At 64.3% G+C, this 17,418-nt stretch carries 18 protein-coding genes; 7 read left to right on the plus strand and 11 right to left on the minus strand.

Features of this window, described 5'->3' with window-relative positions; genetic code table 11:
- The first annotated feature begins 77 nt into the window (after positions 1–77).
- Positions 78–647 (plus strand): cob(I)yrinic acid a,c-diamide adenosyltransferase, encoded by a 570-nt coding sequence (locus tag AQ12_RS01075; protein ID WP_048437991.1) that lies wholly within the window; start codon positions 78–80, stop codon positions 645–647.
- 8 nt (positions 648–655) lie between these two features.
- On the opposite strand, the gene AQ12_RS01080 is transcribed toward AQ12_RS01075, so the two are convergent.
- On the minus strand, positions 656–1,102 hold the full coding sequence (locus AQ12_RS01080) for a hotdog fold thioesterase (RefSeq protein WP_048437992.1): 447 nt from the start codon (positions 1,100–1,102) through the stop codon (positions 656–658).
- Positions 1,099–2,439, minus strand: a complete 1,341-nt coding sequence (locus AQ12_RS01085; protein WP_048437993.1) for a solute carrier family 23 protein — start codon at positions 2,437–2,439, stop codon at positions 1,099–1,101. The genes AQ12_RS01080 and AQ12_RS01085 overlap by 4 nt, the downstream gene beginning before the upstream one ends.
- A 250-nt stretch (positions 2,440–2,689) precedes the next feature.
- Here AQ12_RS01085 and AQ12_RS01090 point away from each other — a divergent pair, with 250 nt between their 5' ends.
- Complete coding sequence (locus AQ12_RS01090) at positions 2,690–4,702, plus strand: acetoacetate--CoA ligase (RefSeq protein ID WP_048437994.1); 2,013 nt, start codon at positions 2,690–2,692, stop codon at positions 4,700–4,702.
- Here AQ12_RS01090 and AQ12_RS01095 read toward each other — a convergent pair.
- The 5 genes from AQ12_RS01095 to AQ12_RS01115 all read right to left on the minus strand — a co-directional run bounded on the left by AQ12_RS01095 (position 4,693) and on the right by AQ12_RS01115 (position 9,019).
- A complete protein-coding gene (locus tag AQ12_RS01095; RefSeq protein WP_238587615.1) occupies positions 4,693–6,036 on the minus strand; it encodes a hypothetical protein in 1,344 nt (447 codons plus the stop codon). The two genes, AQ12_RS01090 and AQ12_RS01095, sit on opposite strands and share 10 nt — an antisense overlap.
- Positions 6,037–6,147: 111 nt before the next feature.
- A complete protein-coding gene (locus AQ12_RS01100) occupies positions 6,148–6,609 on the minus strand; it encodes a hypothetical protein (RefSeq protein ID WP_048437995.1) in 462 nt (153 codons plus the stop codon).
- A gap of 88 nt (positions 6,610–6,697) precedes the next feature.
- Positions 6,698–8,029, minus strand: coding sequence for an ATP-binding protein (locus tag AQ12_RS01105; RefSeq protein ID WP_048437996.1), 1,332 nt, complete (start codon positions 8,027–8,029; stop codon positions 6,698–6,700).
- On the minus strand, positions 8,026–8,697 hold the full coding sequence (locus tag AQ12_RS01110) for a response regulator transcription factor (protein ID WP_048437997.1): 672 nt from the start codon (positions 8,695–8,697) through the stop codon (positions 8,026–8,028). Before AQ12_RS01110 ends, AQ12_RS01105 begins: the two co-directional genes overlap by 4 nt.
- A gap of 13 nt (positions 8,698–8,710) precedes the next feature.
- Positions 8,711–9,019 carry a PepSY domain-containing protein gene (locus tag AQ12_RS01115; RefSeq protein WP_238587616.1) on the minus strand — a complete coding sequence of 103 codons (309 nt, stop codon included), beginning with the start codon at positions 9,017–9,019 and terminating at the stop codon, positions 8,711–8,713.
- 116 nt (positions 9,020–9,135) lie between these two features.
- Between AQ12_RS01115 and AQ12_RS01120 the strand changes: the two genes are divergently transcribed.
- Positions 9,136–10,236, plus strand: a complete 1,101-nt coding sequence (locus AQ12_RS01120; RefSeq protein WP_048438123.1) for an aromatic ring-hydroxylating dioxygenase subunit alpha — start codon at positions 9,136–9,138, stop codon at positions 10,234–10,236.
- Here the strand turns inward: AQ12_RS01120 and AQ12_RS01125 are convergent.
- Genes AQ12_RS01125 through AQ12_RS01135 form a run of 3 tightly spaced genes read right to left on the minus strand, consistent with a single transcriptional unit; the run spans position 10,173 to position 12,061 of the window.
- On the minus strand, positions 10,173–11,066 hold the full coding sequence (locus AQ12_RS01125) for a DMT family transporter (protein ID WP_048437999.1): 894 nt from the start codon (positions 11,064–11,066) through the stop codon (positions 10,173–10,175). The two genes, AQ12_RS01120 and AQ12_RS01125, sit on opposite strands and share 64 nt — an antisense overlap.
- A gap of 21 nt (positions 11,067–11,087) precedes the next feature.
- On the minus strand, positions 11,088–11,516 hold the full coding sequence (locus AQ12_RS01130) for a MarR family winged helix-turn-helix transcriptional regulator (protein WP_048438000.1): 429 nt from the start codon (positions 11,514–11,516) through the stop codon (positions 11,088–11,090).
- An 11-nt stretch (positions 11,517–11,527) separates the two neighbouring features.
- Positions 11,528–12,061 carry a flavin reductase family protein gene (locus AQ12_RS01135; RefSeq protein WP_048438001.1) on the minus strand — a complete coding sequence of 178 codons (534 nt, stop codon included), beginning with the start codon at positions 12,059–12,061 and terminating at the stop codon, positions 11,528–11,530.
- A gap of 25 nt (positions 12,062–12,086) precedes the next feature.
- Here AQ12_RS01135 and AQ12_RS01140 point away from each other — a divergent pair, with 25 nt between their 5' ends.
- The 4 genes from AQ12_RS01140 to AQ12_RS01155 are packed head-to-tail and all read left to right on the plus strand — an operon-like array spanning position 12,087 to position 16,078.
- The gene (locus tag AQ12_RS01140; protein ID WP_048438124.1) at positions 12,087–13,124 is read left to right on the plus strand and encodes a peptidase M29; all 1,038 of its coding nucleotides are present in this window, start codon (positions 12,087–12,089) and stop codon (positions 13,122–13,124) included.
- Complete coding sequence (locus AQ12_RS01145) at positions 13,121–13,906, plus strand: alpha/beta fold hydrolase (RefSeq protein WP_048438002.1); 786 nt, start codon at positions 13,121–13,123, stop codon at positions 13,904–13,906. The genes AQ12_RS01140 and AQ12_RS01145 overlap by 4 nt, the downstream gene beginning before the upstream one ends.
- 22 nt (positions 13,907–13,928) lie before the next feature.
- Positions 13,929–15,170, plus strand: coding sequence for an acyl-CoA dehydrogenase family protein (locus tag AQ12_RS01150; protein ID WP_048438003.1), 1,242 nt, complete (start codon positions 13,929–13,931; stop codon positions 15,168–15,170).
- Complete coding sequence (locus AQ12_RS01155; protein ID WP_053076495.1) at positions 15,170–16,078, plus strand: M14 family zinc carboxypeptidase; 909 nt, start codon at positions 15,170–15,172, stop codon at positions 16,076–16,078. Before AQ12_RS01150 ends, AQ12_RS01155 begins: the two co-directional genes overlap by 1 nt.
- On the opposite strand, the gene AQ12_RS01160 is transcribed toward AQ12_RS01155, so the two are convergent.
- On the minus strand, positions 16,064–17,395 hold the full coding sequence (locus AQ12_RS01160) for a D-amino acid dehydrogenase (RefSeq protein ID WP_048438126.1): 1,332 nt from the start codon (positions 17,393–17,395) through the stop codon (positions 16,064–16,066). The two genes, AQ12_RS01155 and AQ12_RS01160, sit on opposite strands and share 15 nt — an antisense overlap.
- Positions 17,396–17,418: the final 23 nt, after the last annotated feature.

Genomic DNA, 17,418 nt, shown 5'->3' on the forward strand with positions numbered 1-17,418 from the left:
TAGCGCTGGGAAGGCGGATGGGGTTTGGGGCAATCCGTTCAAGCACAATGAGGCGAAGCACACAGCAGAGGTTTGGCATGGGCAAGCGACTGACACAGATCGCCACTCGCACGGGCGATGACGGCACGACAGGGTTGGGTGACAACACGCGCGTATCCAAGGGCAGCCTTCGCGTCCATGCGATGGGCGAAGTGGACGAGCTCAATTCGCACATCGGTGTGCTGCTGTGCGAAGAACTGCCTGAAGGCGTGAGCGATGTGCTGGTGGAGATCCAGCACCAGCTCTTCAATCTGGGCGGCGAGTTGTCGATACCCGGGTTCGAGTTGCTGAAGGCCGAGGCCGTCGAGGCGCTCGACGACGCGCTCGCGCACTACAACGCGCAGCTACCCAAGCTGCAGGAATTCATATTGCCCGCAGGCAACCGCGCTGCATCGCAGGCTCACGTGTGCCGCACGGTTGCCAGGCGTGCGGAGAGAGCCGTGGTGACCTTGGGCACAGAAGAATCGCTGCGCGATGCGCCGCGCCAATACCTCAATCGCCTGAGCGATCTGATGTTTGTGCTGGCACGCGTGTGCAACCGTATCAATGGCGGCGACGACGTCTACTGGAAAAGCGAGCGGCTCGCGCGTTCGCAATCGCAGGAGTGACAGTCTGGCTACAGTTTCAACACCGCCAGCGTCAGCCGTGACACGCACGTCGGCCGGCCTTCATCGTCATGCAGGTCGATGTGCCAGACCTGCGTGCTGCGCCCGATGTGCACCGGTCGCGTGATGCCGGTGACCCAACCCGACTTCGCGCCGCGCAGGTGATTGGCGTTGATGTCCAGGCCCACGACGCGATAGCCCACATCGCTGGAATACATGCCGCCGCACGAACCCAGCGTCTCGGCCAGCACCACCGACACCCCGCCGTGCATCAGGCCGTAGGGCTGCTTCGTGCGCGAGTCCACCGGCATGCGGCCACGGATGAAATCATCACCGACTTCCAGGAACTCCATGCCCAGGTGTTCGGGTGCCGTGCCGATGTGCGACTTTGCGAGTAGCTCGATGGAGATCGGCTTCTTCCAGATGCGAGAGGATGTTGAAGGGGTCGTGGAGGTCATCGGTCGATTTTAGGAGCGATGGTTTCGCCGCGTTCACTGACACCTCCACGGCTCAGCAGCGCATGCAGCAAGATGGCGCCGAACGTTGCGGTCCCGATGCCGCCGAGCGCAAAGGCAGACGGGCCCGAGCCGAACTTGAGCGTGAAGTCGGCGGTGCCGATCACGAGCGTGATGGCCGCGACGATCAGGTTCTTGTTCTGCGAAAAATCCACGCGGTTGTCGACCCAGATCTTTGCGCCAGCCACTGCGATGAGCCCGAACACCACGATGGATACGCCCCCCATCACCGGCAGCGGAATCGCCTGGATCACCGCGCCGAACTTGGGCGAGAAGCCCAGCACGATCGCGATCACTGCAGCCACGACGAACACCGCAGTCGAATAGATCTTGGTCGCCGCCATCACGCCGATGTTCTCCGCGTACGTCGTGACGCCGGTGCCGCCGCCCGCGCCGCTGACCATCGTTGCAACACCATCACCGATGAAGGCGCGGCCGATGTAGGGGTCGAGGTTGCGACCGGTCATCGCCGTGACGGCCTTGATGTGGCCCAGGTTCTCTGCCACCAGGATGATGGCCACCGGTGCGATGAGCAGCATGGCGTTGGCACTGAAAACAGGCGCTGCAAATGCGGGTGCGCCGAACCAGGCCGCATTGGCAATGCCCGAGAAATCCATCGGCTTGCCCCAACCCAATCCATTGGTCAGCACCGCATAGATCACCGATGCAACGATCAGTCCGACCAGGATCAAAAGGCGCTGCACCATGCCGCGCGTGAACACCGCGACCACGGCCACCGACACGAAGGTCACGGCCTGCATCCATGAATCGAAATTGCTGGCTGCCATGTTCTTGACCGGTATGCCGGCGAGGTTCAGGCCGATCACCGCGACGACTGCGCCAGTGACAACCGGAGGCATCAGTCGCTCGACCCAGTTCGTGCCGACAGCCTGCACGATCGCACCGATGATGGTGTAGACGGCACCGCACGCGATGATGCCGCCGAGTGCGACGCCCAGATTCGCGTTCGGGCCCTTGCCCGCATAGGCGCTGGCTGCGATGACCACGCCGATGAAAGCAAAGCTGGAACCCAGGTAGCTGGGCACCTTGCCGCCGGTGATGAAAAAGAAGATGAGCGTGCCGATGCCGCTCATGAGAATGGCGATGTTGGGATCGAACCCCATGAGAATGGGCGCCAGCACGGTAGCACCGAACATCGCGATCACATGCTGCACGCCCATCACCGCCGTCTGCGGCCAGGGCAGGCGTTCATCGGGAGCGATGACCCCGCCCTGGTTCAACACCTCGGAAGACTTCTCGGTCCAGTCGAACATGCCCATATCCCCGCTCCTTCGCTTTTTTGGTGAAGCGATGCTAGGGGCAATGGCGGGACTGCACAAGGCTTTGAAAGTCATGCCGGACTCGATCCGGCATCCACCGCGAAGCGCAAGCGGCGCTTGATCACAGATGGATTGCGGGTCAAGCCCGCAATGACAGGCAGAGTGGCAATGACAACCGTCGTGCTCGCGATCACATCCGTCAGGGTAAGTCGCGAAGGTCACCTCGCGCTTGCGCTGCTACGCTGCGCCAATGACCGCCGCGTTCATTCCCCAGATCCGCCTCTACCAGCAGTGGCTGCAGGACAAGCGAGGTTTGTCCTTTCCCGACTACGACGCGCTGTGGCGCTGGTCCACCACCGACCTTGACGCCTTCTGGCAAAGCATCTGGGACTACTTCGAACTGCAGTCGCCCACGCCGCACCGCGCGGTATTGGCCAACCCGAAGATGCCCGGCGCGCAATGGTTCGAGGGCGCGCAGTTCAACTATGCAAGGCAGGTGTTTCGCCATGTCGATGCGGCCAGCGAAGCGCAACTGCCAGCCATCGTGAGCCGCAATGAAAAAGGCGATCACCGCGAGATCGGCTGGCGCGAGTTGCGCCACCAGGTCGCTGCGTTGGCGCTGCACCTGCAGGCGCAAGGCGTCGTGCCCGGCGACCGGGTGGCGGCCTACATGCCCAACATCCCGGAAACCATCATCGCTTTCCTGGCCGTGGTCAGCATCGGCGGCGTGTGGAGCCTGTGCGCGCCTGACATGGGCACCCATGCGGTGCTCGACCGCTTCAAACAGATCGCGCCCAAGGTGCTGATCGCGACCGATGGCGTGACCTATGGACACCGCGAGTTCGATCGCGTGGAGGTGATTGGCGAGATGCGGGCGGCGCTGCCTTCGGTCGAACACCTGATCGTGCTTCGCAACCTGGGTGCGCCGGATGAGCCGTTGACACAGCTGGCGCCATGGACGGACTTCACCCGTGCGCTGCAAGCGCAGCCGCAAGACACTGCGGCCTTCGAGCCCGTCTGGTTGCCATTCGACCATCCCCTGTGGATCGTTTATTCAAGCGGCACCACCGGCCTGCCCAAACCCATCGTTCACGGACACGGCGGCACCGTCATCGTCGGCATGGCGCTGAACATCCTGCACAACGATGTCGGATGCAGCTATCACGCCAACAGTTTCGGCGAGCGGTTCCACTGGTACAGCTCGACCGGCTGGGTGATGTGGAACCTGCAGGCCGGAAGCCTCTTGAACGGAACGACGGCGTGCATCTACGACGGCAACCCCGCAGGCACCAAAGACAATCCCGACTGGACCGTGCTGTGGCGGTTCGCTGCCGAAACCGGCGTGACGTTCTTCGGCGCGGGGGCGGCGTTTTTTTCCAGTTGCATGAAGGCGGGGCTGGAGCTATCTGCCATCGGCGACCTCACGGCGATTCGCTCGCTCGGCACGACAGGCTCGCCGCTCAGCGCCGACGTGCAGGCCTGGGGCACGAGCCAGTTTGAAAGGGCAGGCACGCCCGATATCTGGTGGTGCAACATCTCTGGCGGAACCGACTTTGCGGGTGCCTTCATCGGGGGAAACCGCGAACTGCCGATGGAGCCGGGCGTGATGCAGTGCCGGTTGCTCGGGTGTGCGGTTGAAGCGTGGAACGAACAGGGTGAGCCGGTTATCGGCGAAGTGGGCGAGCTGGTCTGCACAAAGCCGATTCCGTCGATGCCGCTCTACTTCTGGGGCGACGAAGGCAACAAGCGCTATCTCTCGTCGTACTTCGATACCTGGCCCGGCATCTGGCGCCACGGTGACTGGCTCAAGGTCGCGCCGACTGGTGGCTGCGTGATCTACGGCCGCAGCGATGCGACTATCAACCGTCACGGACTGCGCATGGGAACCAGCGAGCTGTACAGCGCGGTGGAAGCGTTGCCCGAAGTGCTCGACTCGATGGTGGTCGATCTGGAATATCTGGGGCGCGAAAGCTACATGCCGCTGTTCGTGGTGCTGCGCCCGGGCATTGCGCTCGATGACGCGATGCGCGGACGCATCAACAACGCCATTCGCACTGCGCTTTCACCGCGATTCATGCCCGACGAAATTTTCAGCGTGGCTGAAATTCCGCGAACGATGTCCGGCAAGAAACAGGAGCTGCCGATCAAGAAACTCTTGCTCGGTCAGCCCCTGGAGAAAGTGGTCAACAAGGAAGCGATGGCCAACCCCGCATGCCTGGACTGGTATGTGGAGCTGGCCTCGCGCCGCCTGCGTCAGCCCTGACGCTGGAACAGGACCAGTGTGGACTCGGACTTCAGGTTGCCGCGTGTGGATGTCATCTCGACGTCGTAACGCGTGCCGGGCAGCGGGAACTTCGGCGAGAAGCTGAACGAGAAGTTGCCGTTGCCGTCAGCCTGAATGCGCTGCGACAGCACTTCCTGGTTGATGCCCAGGCCCACCACCGAAGCGCTGGCCAACACCCGCACATCGACTGTCGCGCCCGGCAGCGTGCGGCCTTGCACCAGCGTCGCGCCCGGAGGAATCTGCGCGTTGTTGGCATGGCTGGTCACCTGCAGCGGCAGCACCGTGGGTGCTGGCGCCACGACGGTCACCACCTCGAAGTCCCAGGCGCGGCGCACGGTGTTGCCACCGAGATCGCTGGCCGTCACTTCAACGCTGTGGCGGCCTGGCGGCAGGTCGGCGCGGTAGGTGAAGTGCTGCGGCGTGATCTCGCTTTGCGCCGTCACGTTGCGGCCCGAGACAACGATGCGAACGCTTCGCGGGTCCACGCCCACGCCACCGGCATCGTCGAAGGTGCCCGTGATGGATGCGCCCCGGCCGATGATGGCTTCGCCGTCACGCGGCGCGGTGTGACGAATCACAGGCGGGCGCGCATCGGCGATCAGCGGCTGGGTCAACGCTTGCGTCACGACACGGTCGCCGATGCGCAGGGTTGCGACGACTGGGCGCGAAGGCGCGAAGTTGTCCATGCGGCGGATCGTGTAGCTGCCTTCATAAACGCCGGGACGCACTTCGCGCATCGCGACGTTTTGCACGACGCCCGGAATGTCGAATTCGGCGCGGGCACCCGGCATGCCGGTCAGGGAGAAGGCCAGCTCGGCGCCGGGCTCCAGCCGATTGATCGGGGTGACGACAAATCGCTCGATGCGCAGCGGTGCCGGTTGAACCACCGGGGGCAGGGGACGCGTCACGACCGGGCGGTCGATGTTGGCCGGAAAGTTGAAGACGGTGCTGGTCGTCACGTTGCGCGCGCGCAGCGATGCGCGAATCGCGCTCTCTTCGTTGATGCGGTCGGTGCGGCGGATGGTGTAGGTGCCGGTGTAGATGCCGCGATCGGTTTCCTTGAGCACGATCAGGCGCTGCACGCCGCGGATGCGCAGCGTGACCTGTGCACGTGGGGCGCCTTCTACCTTGAAGCTCAGCTCCGACCCAGGGGCGAGGCCGTTATCGGCAGCGACATCGAACGAGTCGAGTTGGGGCGCGACGCGCTGCGCTTGCGCGGTAGCGGGCAGGGCCATCAGCGTTGCGGCGACGGGCATCAGCAGGAATGCTGCGGCGATATGGTTGCGAAGATTGCGAGTTTGTGTGGTCATCATGACGAAGCCTTTTGGAGAGATTCAACGATACCTCTGTAACGCGCGAAGCTCATGTACAAAGGGTCAGCGCGGGACCCACCCGCGTGTAGGACGCGGGCGGATGCTGCTCATTTAGCGGCGATACGGGTTGTCGGGGAAGCGGTCATTGCGGTTGCGAATGCCGTCGCCGTCACGATCGCGGTCATCCTGGTTGCGGATGCCGTCGCGGTCGATGTCACCCCACGGACCGGTGTCGCGTGCATGGCGATGTTCGCGTTCCCAGCGCTGCGAGCGCCAGTCATTGCCATATGCAGGCTGGACGTACGCAGGCTGGGCATAGACCGGCTGCGCATAGACCGGCTGCGCATAGACAGGCTGCGGCTGGCTGTACACCGGGCGCGGCTGCACGTAGGCGGGTGCGTTGTTGTAGTAGACCGGAGCCGGTTCGTAGTAAACCGGTGCGGGCTGGATGCCAATGCTGAACACCACGTCGCTGCGTGCCTGCGCGGCGGTGGCTGCGCCGAGGATGCCCAGCGCCAGGGCGGCAGTGGCTGCAAAGCGGGGAGAGATTCGGGGAGAGATGAAGCGGTTCATGAGAGCTCCTTGGTTGGGATGGCTTCATGATGCTGCTGGGTGCATGAACGCAACCTGAACCGATTGCAGATTCTTCGCCAGCCGCGAATCAGGCGGCAGGCAGTGCGAAATCGACCTGTCCGCCACCCAGTGATGAGCGCGAAAGCGCGAGCGTGCCGTGGTGGCTCGCCACCAGGTCGTTGACCACGGCGAGACCCACGCCATGCCCCGGCACCTGCTCGTCCATGCGCACATGGATCTGCAGTATGGCCTGGGTATCGGTGAAGCCGGGACCGTCGTCTTCCACGCGAACGTGCAGCTGTTTTTCTTCGCGCCATGCACGCACCGTCACGCGATGTCGCGCCCACTTGGATGCGTTGTCCATCACGTTGCCGAACATCTCGAATGCGTCGCCTTCGTCGATGCGCCAGGCCAGGTCATCCGGGCAGTCGATCGTGACGGCGAGTTGCTTGTCGGCATACACCTTGGCGAGCGAATCGCGAATGCGGCCCAGCACCGGCGCGATCGGCAGCAGCGGCGCAAACCGAGCAGCGCCGCTCGCGGCTGCGCGGCCGAGCTGGTGCTGCACGATCGCATCCATTCGCGCGACCTGATGGGTGACGGTGTCCGCCAGCTGCGCCGGCTCCGACAGGGCGTTCTTCAGCACGGCCAGCGGCGTCTTCAGGCTGTGCGCGAGATAGCTCAGCGCTTCCTTGTAGCGGGTCTGCCGCACGCGCTCCTGGGCGATCAGCGTGTTGAGGTTGCCGGTGAGTTGCGCGATCTCCGCCGGGTAGCTGCCTTCGACCTGCCCCTGTTCGCCGGCTTCAATGCGGCTCAGTTCCTGTGCCACGCGGCGCAGCGGTGACAGGCCCCATTGCAAGAGGATGGTTTGCGACAGCAGCAGCAAGGCGGCTGCCGCGCCCAGCCAGCTCCACATCGTGCGTTCGAAGACCCGGATCTCGCGGTTGAACCCGGCCTTGTTTTCAAGAACCGAAACCACGAGCGGCGCCTGCACGCCCGGGCCTGCCCATCGCACGCCGTAGGCGACTGCGAGGTAGCTCGCGCCCGAGTCCGTGACGGTGTCGTATTCCCACTTGCCCACGGCCACATCGCGCTTGAACGCCGGGCTCATGCCCACAGCGGAGGGCGAGCGCCACTGCTCACTCCGGTTGATGTTGAAGATGCTGGCGTAGAGGCCCGATCCGGGCAGGGAGAGCCTGGGCTCGGCAAACGATTCGGGCATGGACAGCTTGCCGGCCGCATCGATCTCGGTGCCTGCGAGCAGCAGGTAGACGGTGCCCTGCAGGCGCGCCAGATGGGCTGCCTGCACGCTGTCCGCATGTGCGCGCTGTACAGCGACGCCAGCGCCCGCGATGAAGGCCAGCAACACCACGGCGGCACCGACGATGAGCCGGGTGCGAATGGAGCCGCGCGGCGTCATCCGAGCGTCAGGCGATAGCCTCGCCCGCGCAGTGTTTCGATGGGAGCGAGCGTGCCGTCCGGGTCCAGCTTGCGACGCAGGCGGCCTACCAGGACTTCCAGCACGTTGCTGTCACGGTCTTCGTCGTGCGGATAGAGATAGTCCGACAGTTCCTGCTTGCTCACCACGCGCGCGCGTTCGCGTGCGAGGAACTCCAGCACGCGGTACTCGAAACCGGTGAGCTCCAGAGCAACGCCATTCATCGCCGCCGACTGCGCCGAGAAGTCGATGGCCAGCGGTCCCAGTGTGAGCACATCGGACGCGGCCTTCAGCGAGCGGCGAAGCAGCGCCTTCACGCGCGCAGCCAGCTCGGGGTACTCGAAGGGCTTGACCAGGTAGTCGTCCGCGCCGGATTCCAGGCCCACCACCTTGTCCTGCCAGGTGCTTCGCGCGGTGAGGATCAGGATAGGGACGGTGCGACCGTTCGCGCGCAGTTGCTCCACCACCTTCAGCCCGCTCAGGCGTGGCAGGCCCAGGTCAACGATGGCCAGATCGAATGGATACTCGCTCGCCTGAAAGAGGCCGTCTTCGCCATCGACGGCCTGATCGACCCGATAGCCGTCGGCTTCGAGCTTGCGCGCCAGCCCCAGCCGCAGCGCGGCGTCGTCTTCGATGAGGAGCAGGCGCATGCGGGGTGTCGTCCTAGAGCGGTTTTCCGGTGATGGCGTCGATGAGGATGACGCGCACCTCGCCCTGGGCCGTCACCAGCTTGACGCGCCATACCGGGCGCTGCGCAGCCTCTGCCTTTTCAACCGAGAGCACGCGCCCGCTGCTGACTCGCGCGGCGGCTGCGACAGCTTCGTCACGGCTGAGGTCCGCCCACGCGGGCGTCGCCAGCACGACGAGCGCGGCGAGGATTGGCAGGATGAACAGGTTCATTCGCAAGGGCGTCAACCAGGGACGTGACAACGAGATGGGGCGGATGGTACTACCCGGGTGCACGTGTTTCATTCAAAAGCTCCCATGAGTGATAGCCCACTATGCATGCAGGCGCATGAACGAATGCTGAACGGATGGTGAACAGTGCTGTGTTGCCATACGATCACGCCTTGCAAACCGGAGTTGCGATGTTCCTGAAAAACTGCTGGTACGTGGCCGCCTGGGACCACGAGTTGATCGATGGAAAATTGCTGGCACGCACGCTGCTCGAAGAACGCGTCGTGCTCTACAAGGGCGATAGCGGCGACGTCGTTGCGCTGAAAGATCGCTGCTGCCATCGGGGCGCGCCGTTGTCACTGGGCCGGCGTGAAGGCGATTGCATACGCTGCATGTACCACGGCCTGAAGTTCGACCAGACCGGCAAGTGCGTGCAGATTCCTGGACAGGACAACATCCCGGCCAAACTTGGCGTGCGCAGTTATCCGGTGGTCCTGCGCGACCATCTGGTGTGGATCTGGATGGGCGAGCCCGAGCTGGCCAATCCCGATGACATCCTGGACTTTCCGTATCTGCGCGATCCGCAGTGGAAGGGCATTCCGGGCTATCTGCACTACGACGCGAACTGGCTGCTCATCGTGGACAACCTGTCGGACTTCGCGCACCTTGCGTTCGTGCACACCAAGACACTCGGCGGATCGGAAGAGTACGCATACGTGACCAAGCCGGTCACGATGGAGCGGCTGGAGCGCGGCTTTCGGGTCGAGCGCTGGCACATGAATGCCGCGCCGCCGCCGTTTCACAAGAAGGTGTTGCCTGCGGCAGAGCGTGTGCAGAACGTGGATCGCCGCAACATCGGGCACATGCACATCCCTGGCAACTTCTTTCTGTTCACCCTGTTCTCGCCTGCCGGCAGTGGCGCGGAGAAGGGCAACCTGCAAGGCGCGCGCGAGTACCGCAATTGCCAGTTCATGACGCCGGAGACGCGCAGCACCTCGCACCACTTCTGGATCTACCTGAACAACTTCGAGGGTGACGACACGACGATTTCGCGCTCACTGCATGCGAGCCTGATCGAAGGCTTCATGGAAGACAAGCACATCATCGAAGCGCAGCAAAAGGCAATGGAAGAAGACCCGGACTTCAAGCTGCTGGCGGTGGTGGCCGATGCGCCACTGGTCCACTTTCGCCGGGTGTTCGACGCACTGGTCGCGCAAGAGCAGGCCGATCAGGCCCTGCGGTTGACCAGGACGATACCGATTGCCACGCCGCAAAGCGCCAGCACCAGCTGAAGGGTGAGCGGTTCGTTCAGCAGCACCACGCCGAACACGAGCGCGAACACCGGCGTCAGAAAAGTGAACGACGACATCTTCGTCGCGGGGTAGTGCCGCAGCAGCCACATCCAGGCGAGATAACTGGCGAATGCACCGATGGCGGTCTGCAGGCCGATCGAGGTCCACGCCTGCGTCGAGTAATTGAACGACCATGTTTCACCGAGCGCGAGTGAGACGAATGGCGCGACAGCGGCGGTTACTGCCACCTGGTAGAAGAGCGTTTTTTCGGCGCTGACCGTCCCCATCTTGCTGCTGCGAATCACCAGCGTGGTCATGCCCCACAGCACGCCACCCGCCAGCGCGAGCGCGTCACCGCGAAGTTGCCGCGCAGTGGTGGTGCCGGAGAAGCCCTCGCTGAACGCAATGGCCACCGCGATGAATGCAATCGCAAGGCCAGCCCACTGGATGGGCCGCAACTTCTCGGACGGCACCAGGCGCGGCAAGGCCAGCGCCACCACGAATGGCGAGGTGTAGAGAAACACGGTGAGGCGCGATGCCGTGGTGTCGCGCAGGCCCAGGTAGATACAGGTGAACTCACCCGCGAAAAGCAGCCCGGCCAGAAGACCCGCCTTGAGCGTGCCGTCGCGCTCGAACAGCTTCACGCCTCGAATGGAGCACCACAGCATGAGCAGCGCGGTCGCACCCACGAAGCGGATCGAAGCCTGCCACAGCGGCGGCACTTCACCGACGGTGGACTTGATCAGGATCTGTTGGTAGCCCCAGAAAATGCATGACACCAGCAAGAGGGAAACGGCCAGGGAATCGAGATGCTCTTTGCGTTGTCGCATGTTGTGGGGGGCGGGTGGCGGTCAGCCGCGTGAGCCGAGCTTTTGCAGCAACCGGCGCAGCGCTGTTTTTTCGGTGGCGCCCAGCGGTTGCAGGATGATGGCCTCGTGCCTGCGAGCCTGCCGCACCAGCGGGCGCACGAGTCGCTTGCCAGCGGCAGTCACGGTGACCAGTGTGCGCCTGTGGTCGGTCGCGTCGGCGTGCAACGCGAGCCAGCCTTGATCGCACATGCGCTGCACGAGCTTGGTGACGGTGGGCTGCTTGGACAGTGCTTCCTGCGCGAGCTGGCTGATGGTGAGCGGCTCGCCATCGTGCAGCGTGGCGAGCACGCGCCATTCGATGGAGCTCAGGCCGGCAGCACGCACGTGCGCATCGAAGTCCTTGTAGAGCGCGTGATTCGCCTGCCCCAGCAGGTAGCCGAGATAGTCATCGACAAAGCGCGGGGCGGCCATGGCGGGTCGGCCTAGAAGGGCGTTTCGGTGAAGAAGCGTCCGCCGTGATACAGCAGCGGAGACGCACCCGGGCGCAGGCTGCACCGCTCGACCTCGCCCACGAAGATGACGTGATCGCCCTCGTCGTAACGGCTGCGGTTGAAACACTCGAACGTGGCGCATGCGCCTTCCAGCAGCGGCGCGCCGCCCATGCCTTCGGTGAAGCTCACGCCGGTCCAGCGGTCGCCACCCTTGAGGGCGAAACGCTCGGCCAGTGGTTTCTGGTCAGCAGCAAGAACATGGATGGCGTAGTGCGAGCCGGCGCGAAAGTGCGCCAGCGAAGCGGCCGCGTGCGACAAGCTCCACAGCACCAGCGGTGGGTCGAGCGAGACCGAGTTGAATGAGTTGGCGGTGAGCCCGACGGTTTCGCCCTGGGCCGTGCGCGTCGTCACGATGGTGACGCCGGTGGCAAAGGTGCCAAGCGCGGTGCGAAACTCTTTGGAGGAGAAGCTCGGCGGAAGGGCTTTTCGGGGCGGGTTCACGAGTGGGGTTGCATGAATTTTCATGTATTATGAATCGGAAGCAAAAACCATGTTGCAGGACACACTGGAGCCCTTGTGGCTCGATTCCTTCCAGGCCGTGCTGTCGCGTTGCGGACTCGTCCCCGGCGACACGGTCGCCGTTCTCAGCGAAAGCCAGAGCCGTCCGGTGCTCGCTCAGCTTGCCCTGCTGGCCGCCGCCCGCCTGGGCTGCAAACCCTTTTCAATTTGTCTTCCCACCCCCTTTGAAGCCGCCGGCCCGGTCGTGCGATCGACAGGTGCATCCACCGCGCTCCAGGGCATTGCGCCGGTTGTCGGCGCGCTGGCTGCGAGCACGCTGGTTGTCGACTGCACGGTTGAAGGTCTCATGCATGCACCTGAGCTGCCCGCCATCCTCGCCGGCGGCGCACGCGTGATCTACGTGAGCAACGAGCATCCCGAAGCATTAGCGCGGCTCGTTCCCGGCGATGCGCTGGAGCCGCTGGTCAAGGCGCATATCAAGCGCCTGCGCGGCGCGCGCGACATGCGCGTCACCTCCGCAGCGGGAAGCGACCTCACGATCTCGCTGGCGGGCGCGACCTGCGGCGGCAACTGGGGCTACACCACGAGGCCCGGCACCATGACGCACTGGCCCGGCGGCCTCGCGCTGGCGTTTCCTGCAGCGGGGTGCGTCAACGGCACGCTGGTGCTGGCCGAAGGCGATGTCAATCTCACCTTCAAGCGCTACATCGAGCGACCCATCACCCTCAGAATCGAAGATGACTACATCCGCGCCATCGAAGGCAGTGGTGTCGATGCCGACCTGATGCGCAGCTACATCGCGGCATGGGGCGATCGCGATGCCTACGCCGTGAGCCACGTCGGTTACGGCCTCAATGCACACGCGCGATGGGACAGCATGGCGCTGTACGACAAGCGCGATTTCAACGGCACCGAGCTGCGCGCCTTTTCTGGCAACTTCCTGTACAGCACCGGCGCCAATGAGGTGGCCGGACGCTACACACGCGGTCACTTCGACCTGCCGATGCGCAACTGCACGGTGGCACTCGATGGCGTCGTCGTTGTGAACCAGGGGCAGGTCGAAACATGATCGTTCCAACCTTTACCGTGCTGGGCAGCGGGCCCACGGTGCTGATGCTGCATGGCATCGGCGGCGGGCATCTCGCGTTCGCGCCGCAGGTCGAGACATTTGCGTCGCTCGGGTACCGCGCAGTCGCCTGGAACATGCCCGGCTACGGACACAGCGCGCCCATCGAGCCCTACAACTTCAAGGGGCTCGCGCAGAGCTGCATCGCCCTCATCGAAAGCCTCAACTGCGGCCATGTCACGTTGGTGGGTCACAGCATGGGCGGCATGGTGGCGCAGGAGGTGGTGGCGCGGCGGCCCGAGCTGGTGGACAAGCTGGTTTTGTCGGGTACCTCGCCTTCCTTTGGCAAAGCCGATGGCAGCTGGCAACGTGACTTCATTGCCAGTCGCACTGCGCCGCTGGACGCCGGCAAGACCATGGCCGACCTCGCGCAGATGCTGGTGCCGCAGATGATTGGAAGCCAGGCGCTGCCAGAAGGCGTGCAGCTCGCCATGCACTGCATGAGCCAGATACCGGCATCCACCTATCGCCGCGCGCTGGAAGCACTGGTCACGTTCGACCGACGCGCCGACCTTGCGCGCATCCGCGTTCCGACACTGGTGATCGCGGGTAGCGAAGACAAGGTTGCACCGCCTGCGGTCATGAAGAAGATGGCCGATGCGATTGCGGACAGCACCTATATCGAGCTGCGCGGTGCGGGGCACCTGGCCAACCTGGAAAAGCCCGATGACTTCGATGGGCTGGTCCTGAACTTCCTGGCGCTGCCTCGCGCGCTCTTGCATTGACGCTGACGACAGAGCCCATCACATGAACTTCACACCCGCAGTCGGCGATCTGCCGCTGACCGACAAGCAGCAATCGCTGTTGACGCTGGTCCATGAACTGGGCCGCACGAAGTTCGCGCCGCGCGCGCCGCAAGTGGACGAGACGGCCACTTTCCCGTTCGCCAACTACGAGGACTTGCGCGCCAATCGCCTGCTGGCCCTGTGCGTGCCCGAAGCCAACGGCGGTTTGGGCGCGGACTATGCGACCTACATGATGATGGCTGCGGAGATCGGGCGCTTTTGCGGTGCCACTGCGCTGACCTACAACATGCACATCTGCTCGACGATGTGGACCGGCGTGCTGGCCGACGGCATCGCCATGACCGACGAACAGCGGGCCGAACATGCGCGCCGCCGTGAGATTCATTTCAGGCGCGTGGTTGATGAAGGCGCGATCTACGCGCAGCCGTTCTCCGAAGGCAGCGCGGCCGCAGCGGGCCGCGCGCCCTTCGGCACGACAGCGCGCAAGGTCGATGGCGGCTGGCTGGTCAACGGCCGGAAGATCTTTGCGTCGCTGTCCGGCGCGGCCAACTACTACGGCGTGCTGTGCACCGAAGACAAGGGCGACGAAAAGCCCGATGCCCGCGATACGCTTTATCTGGCGGTGCCGGCCAGCAGCGAGGGTTTCGCGATCAGTGGCGACTGGAATCCGCTGGGGATGCGCGGCACGGTCAGCCGCAATCTCACCTTCAAGGACGTGTTTGTTTCGGACGATGAGCAGCTCATGCCGCGCGGCGTGTATTTCAAGGGCGCACAGACCTGGCCGGCCATGTTCTTCACGCTCTCACCGACTTACCTCGGGCTGGCAACCGCCGCCTACGATTTCACGGTGAGTTACCTGCGCGGTGAGGTTGCGGGCGAGCCACCCATCAAGCGCCGCATGTATCCGACCAAGCAGATTGCAGTTGCGCAAATGCGCATACAGCTGGAGGCCATGAAGAGCCTGTTCGCCCGCGCGATCCAGGAGGCAGGACCCAACCCCTCGAAAGACGTGCGCATGCGCCTGTACGCCGCGCATTACAGCGTGATGGAAGGCGCCAATGACATCGCGCGCCTGGCGATCCGAACCTGCGGCGGGCAGGGCATGATGAAACACCTGCCGCTGGAGCGCATCTACCGCGACAGCCGCTGCGGCTCGCTCATGCTGCCGTGGACAGCCGAACTTGTGCTCGACCGCATGGGACGCGAGACACTTTATGAATCCGGCGAAAGGGACGACGCCTGATGCGGCTGGATCGGACACTGCTCGCGGTCGCGGCGATCTTCGCAGCCGGCATGAGCCTCGCGCAGCCGCCTGCGAAGCCTGCAAGTGCGGCTGCAAGTGCGGCTGCAGGCGCGAGCGCCTTCACGCCTGCAGCCCATCACTGCATCGACTTCGTGCGCAGGCTTCCGCATGTGAACAAGCAGCTGTGCGAGCAAGCGCAATTGCGCGCGAGCGGCGTGAAGTCCGTGCGCGGCTACCCGATCTATGTGCGCGATGTGGACCCCGGCCAGGCGAAGCTTCGGGTGTTGGTGACGGGCGCGATTCATGGCGACGAGCTTTCTTCGACATCGGTGGCGCTGCACTGGTTACGCCTGGCCCAGGTCGAGACGCTGCAGACTGCGCAGCCGGTGCATTGGCGCTTCATCCCCATGCTCAACCCGGACGGCGTGCTGTCCACTCCGCCCAGGCGCGTCAATGCCAGGGGCGTCGACCTCAACCGCAATTTTCCGACGCCGAACTGGGAGCGCGACGCCGCCATTTACTGGGAAAAGCGCACGCGCAAAGACCCGCGTCGCTGGCCCGGCCCCAAGCCGCTGTCAGAGCCGGAGAGCCGGTTCCTGCATGAGCAGATGCAGTCGTTCAAGCCCAACCTGATCGTGGCGATTCATGCGCCGTATGGCGTGCTCGATTTCGACGGCCCGTCGGTGCCGCCGTCGCGGCTGGGTCGCCTCTACCTGGATCAGGTCGGCATCTTTCCGGGATCGCTGGGCAACTACGGCGGCGTACACAAGGGTGTGCCGGTGGTGACGATTGAACTGGCCAACTCGATGCGCGCACCGCTGGATTCCGAGATGCGCCAGATGTGGCTGGACCTGCACCGGTGGATGGGCGAGCGCATGGCGGGTGGGGCCGGTTCACACGCGAAGTGATGCCCGGCGTTCGATGCCGTAGAAGTTGAACGCCATCTCCGGCTGCCGCCCCGCGATCAGCTCGGCGATCGCCTTGCCCGAACCGGCGCCGTGCGTCCAGCCGAGCGTGCCGTGGCCGGCATTCACCCACAACCCCTGCACGGCGGTGCGCCCGATGTACGGAATGTTGGTCGGTGTCGCGGGCCGCAGGCCCGTCCAGTAGCGCGGGTTGCCACCTTCGGCGTCGGCTCGCGTATCGCAAACGCCCGGCAGGACTTGTTCGATTCGCGCGGCCAGCATGCGGCAACGGGCTCGCGCCGCCGGTGTGGTGAGCGATGTGTCGAACCCGGCCAGCTCGATCGTTCCTGCGACGCGCAGTTCATCGCCCAGGCGTGTCATTGCGCACTTCACTTCATCGTCGATGGTGCTCACGAAGGGCGCGCGGCCCGGCTCTTTCAATCTGAAGGTCGCGCTGTAGCCCTTGCCCGGATAGATCGGCAAATCGACGCCAACCGTGCGCAGCAGTGGCGCCGAATACGAGCCGCAGGCCACCACGACGGCATCGGCCTTGAGAGCGCTTGATGCGTGCGCGGTGGGCGTTTCGCGCGTCCTGCGATCCCGGACCAGGACGCTTTCGAGCCGGCCGCCCGCGACCTGCAGCCGTTCGATGTCATGGCCGTACAGAAACTGCACACCGCGCGCTGCGCATCGCTGCGCGAGCTGCTCGGTGAAGGTGCGCGCATCGCCGCTCTCGTCGCTCGCTGTGAAGGTGCCGCCAACGATGCGGTGCGCGAACGACTGGAAGGCTGGCTCGATTTTCAGCAGCTCATCGCGGCTCACCAGTTTGCGCTCGACGCCGTATTTCTGCATCAGGTTCGCCGCCTGCGCTGCGCCGTCGAACGACGCTTCATCGGTGAAGTAGTGCGCGATGCCGCGCTCCAGCCGGTGGTAGTCGATGCCGGTCGTGCGCACGACATCCTTCAACGCGAGATGGCTGTAGGCGCCGAGCGCGACGAGCTGCTGCAAGTTGCGCTCGAACGCGGCGTCGTTGCACTGCGCGAGAAACTTCAGACCCCAGCGCCACTGCTGCCAATCCATCTGCGGGCGAAACAGCAGCGGCGCGTCATTGCGAAACATCCACTTGAGCAGCTTGGCTGGTGCGTGCCGGCTGGCCCAGGGCTCGCAGTAGCTCACCGAGATCTGCCCGGCGTTGGCAAAACTGGTTTCCTGCGCAGCGCCGTCCTGGCGTTCGACGACAGTTACTTCATGGCCCAGCACGCTCAGGTGCCAGGCGGTGCTGATGCCGATGATGCCAGCGCCAAGAACGAGGAGTTGCATGGAAGCCAAGTATGCGTATTCCA

It is taken from the genome of Caenimonas sp. SL110, assembly GCF_001044395.1.
In the GTDB taxonomy this organism is placed as follows: Bacteria; Pseudomonadota; Gammaproteobacteria; order Burkholderiales; family Burkholderiaceae_C; genus Ramlibacter.

Bases quoted from the DNA above. Each gene is read 5' to 3' on its own strand.
- AQ12_RS01080 (WP_048437992.1), bottom strand. From the start codon at position 1,102: ATGACCTCCACGACCCCTTCAACATCCTCTCGCATCTGGAAGAAGCCG.
- AQ12_RS01155 (WP_053076495.1), top strand. From the start codon at position 15,170: ATGCGGCTGGATCGGACACTGCTCGCGGTCGCGGCGATCTTCGCAGCC.
- AQ12_RS01135 (WP_048438001.1), bottom strand. From the start codon at position 12,061: ATGAAAATTCATGCAACCCCACTCGTGAACCCGCCCCGAAAAGCCCTT.
- AQ12_RS01105 (WP_048437996.1), bottom strand. From the start codon at position 8,029: ATGACGCCGCGCGGCTCCATTCGCACCCGGCTCATCGTCGGTGCCGCC.
- AQ12_RS01075 (WP_048437991.1), top strand. From the start codon at position 78: ATGGGCAAGCGACTGACACAGATCGCCACTCGCACGGGCGATGACGGC.
- AQ12_RS01095 (WP_238587615.1), bottom strand. From the start codon at position 6,036: ATGATGACCACACAAACTCGCAATCTTCGCAACCATATCGCCGCAGCA.
- AQ12_RS01110 (WP_048437997.1), bottom strand. From the start codon at position 8,697: ATGCGCCTGCTCCTCATCGAAGACGACGCCGCGCTGCGGCTGGGGCTG.
- AQ12_RS01145 (WP_048438002.1), top strand. From the start codon at position 13,121: ATGATCGTTCCAACCTTTACCGTGCTGGGCAGCGGGCCCACGGTGCTG.
- AQ12_RS01120 (WP_048438123.1), top strand. From the start codon at position 9,136: ATGTTCCTGAAAAACTGCTGGTACGTGGCCGCCTGGGACCACGAGTTG.
- AQ12_RS01150 (WP_048438003.1), top strand. From the start codon at position 13,929: ATGAACTTCACACCCGCAGTCGGCGATCTGCCGCTGACCGACAAGCAG.
- AQ12_RS01115 (WP_238587616.1), bottom strand. From the start codon at position 9,019: ATGAAACACGTGCACCCGGGTAGTACCATCCGCCCCATCTCGTTGTCA.
- AQ12_RS01140 (WP_048438124.1), top strand. From the start codon at position 12,087: ATGTTGCAGGACACACTGGAGCCCTTGTGGCTCGATTCCTTCCAGGCC.
- AQ12_RS01130 (WP_048438000.1), bottom strand. From the start codon at position 11,516: ATGGCCGCCCCGCGCTTTGTCGATGACTATCTCGGCTACCTGCTGGGG.
- AQ12_RS01100 (WP_048437995.1), bottom strand. From the start codon at position 6,609: ATGAACCGCTTCATCTCTCCCCGAATCTCTCCCCGCTTTGCAGCCACT.
- AQ12_RS01160 (WP_048438126.1), bottom strand. From the start codon at position 17,395: ATGCAACTCCTCGTTCTTGGCGCTGGCATCATCGGCATCAGCACCGCC.
- AQ12_RS01125 (WP_048437999.1), bottom strand. From the start codon at position 11,066: ATGCGACAACGCAAAGAGCATCTCGATTCCCTGGCCGTTTCCCTCTTG.
- AQ12_RS01085 (WP_048437993.1), bottom strand. From the start codon at position 2,439: ATGGGCATGTTCGACTGGACCGAGAAGTCTTCCGAGGTGTTGAACCAG.
- AQ12_RS01090 (WP_048437994.1), top strand. From the start codon at position 2,690: ATGACCGCCGCGTTCATTCCCCAGATCCGCCTCTACCAGCAGTGGCTG.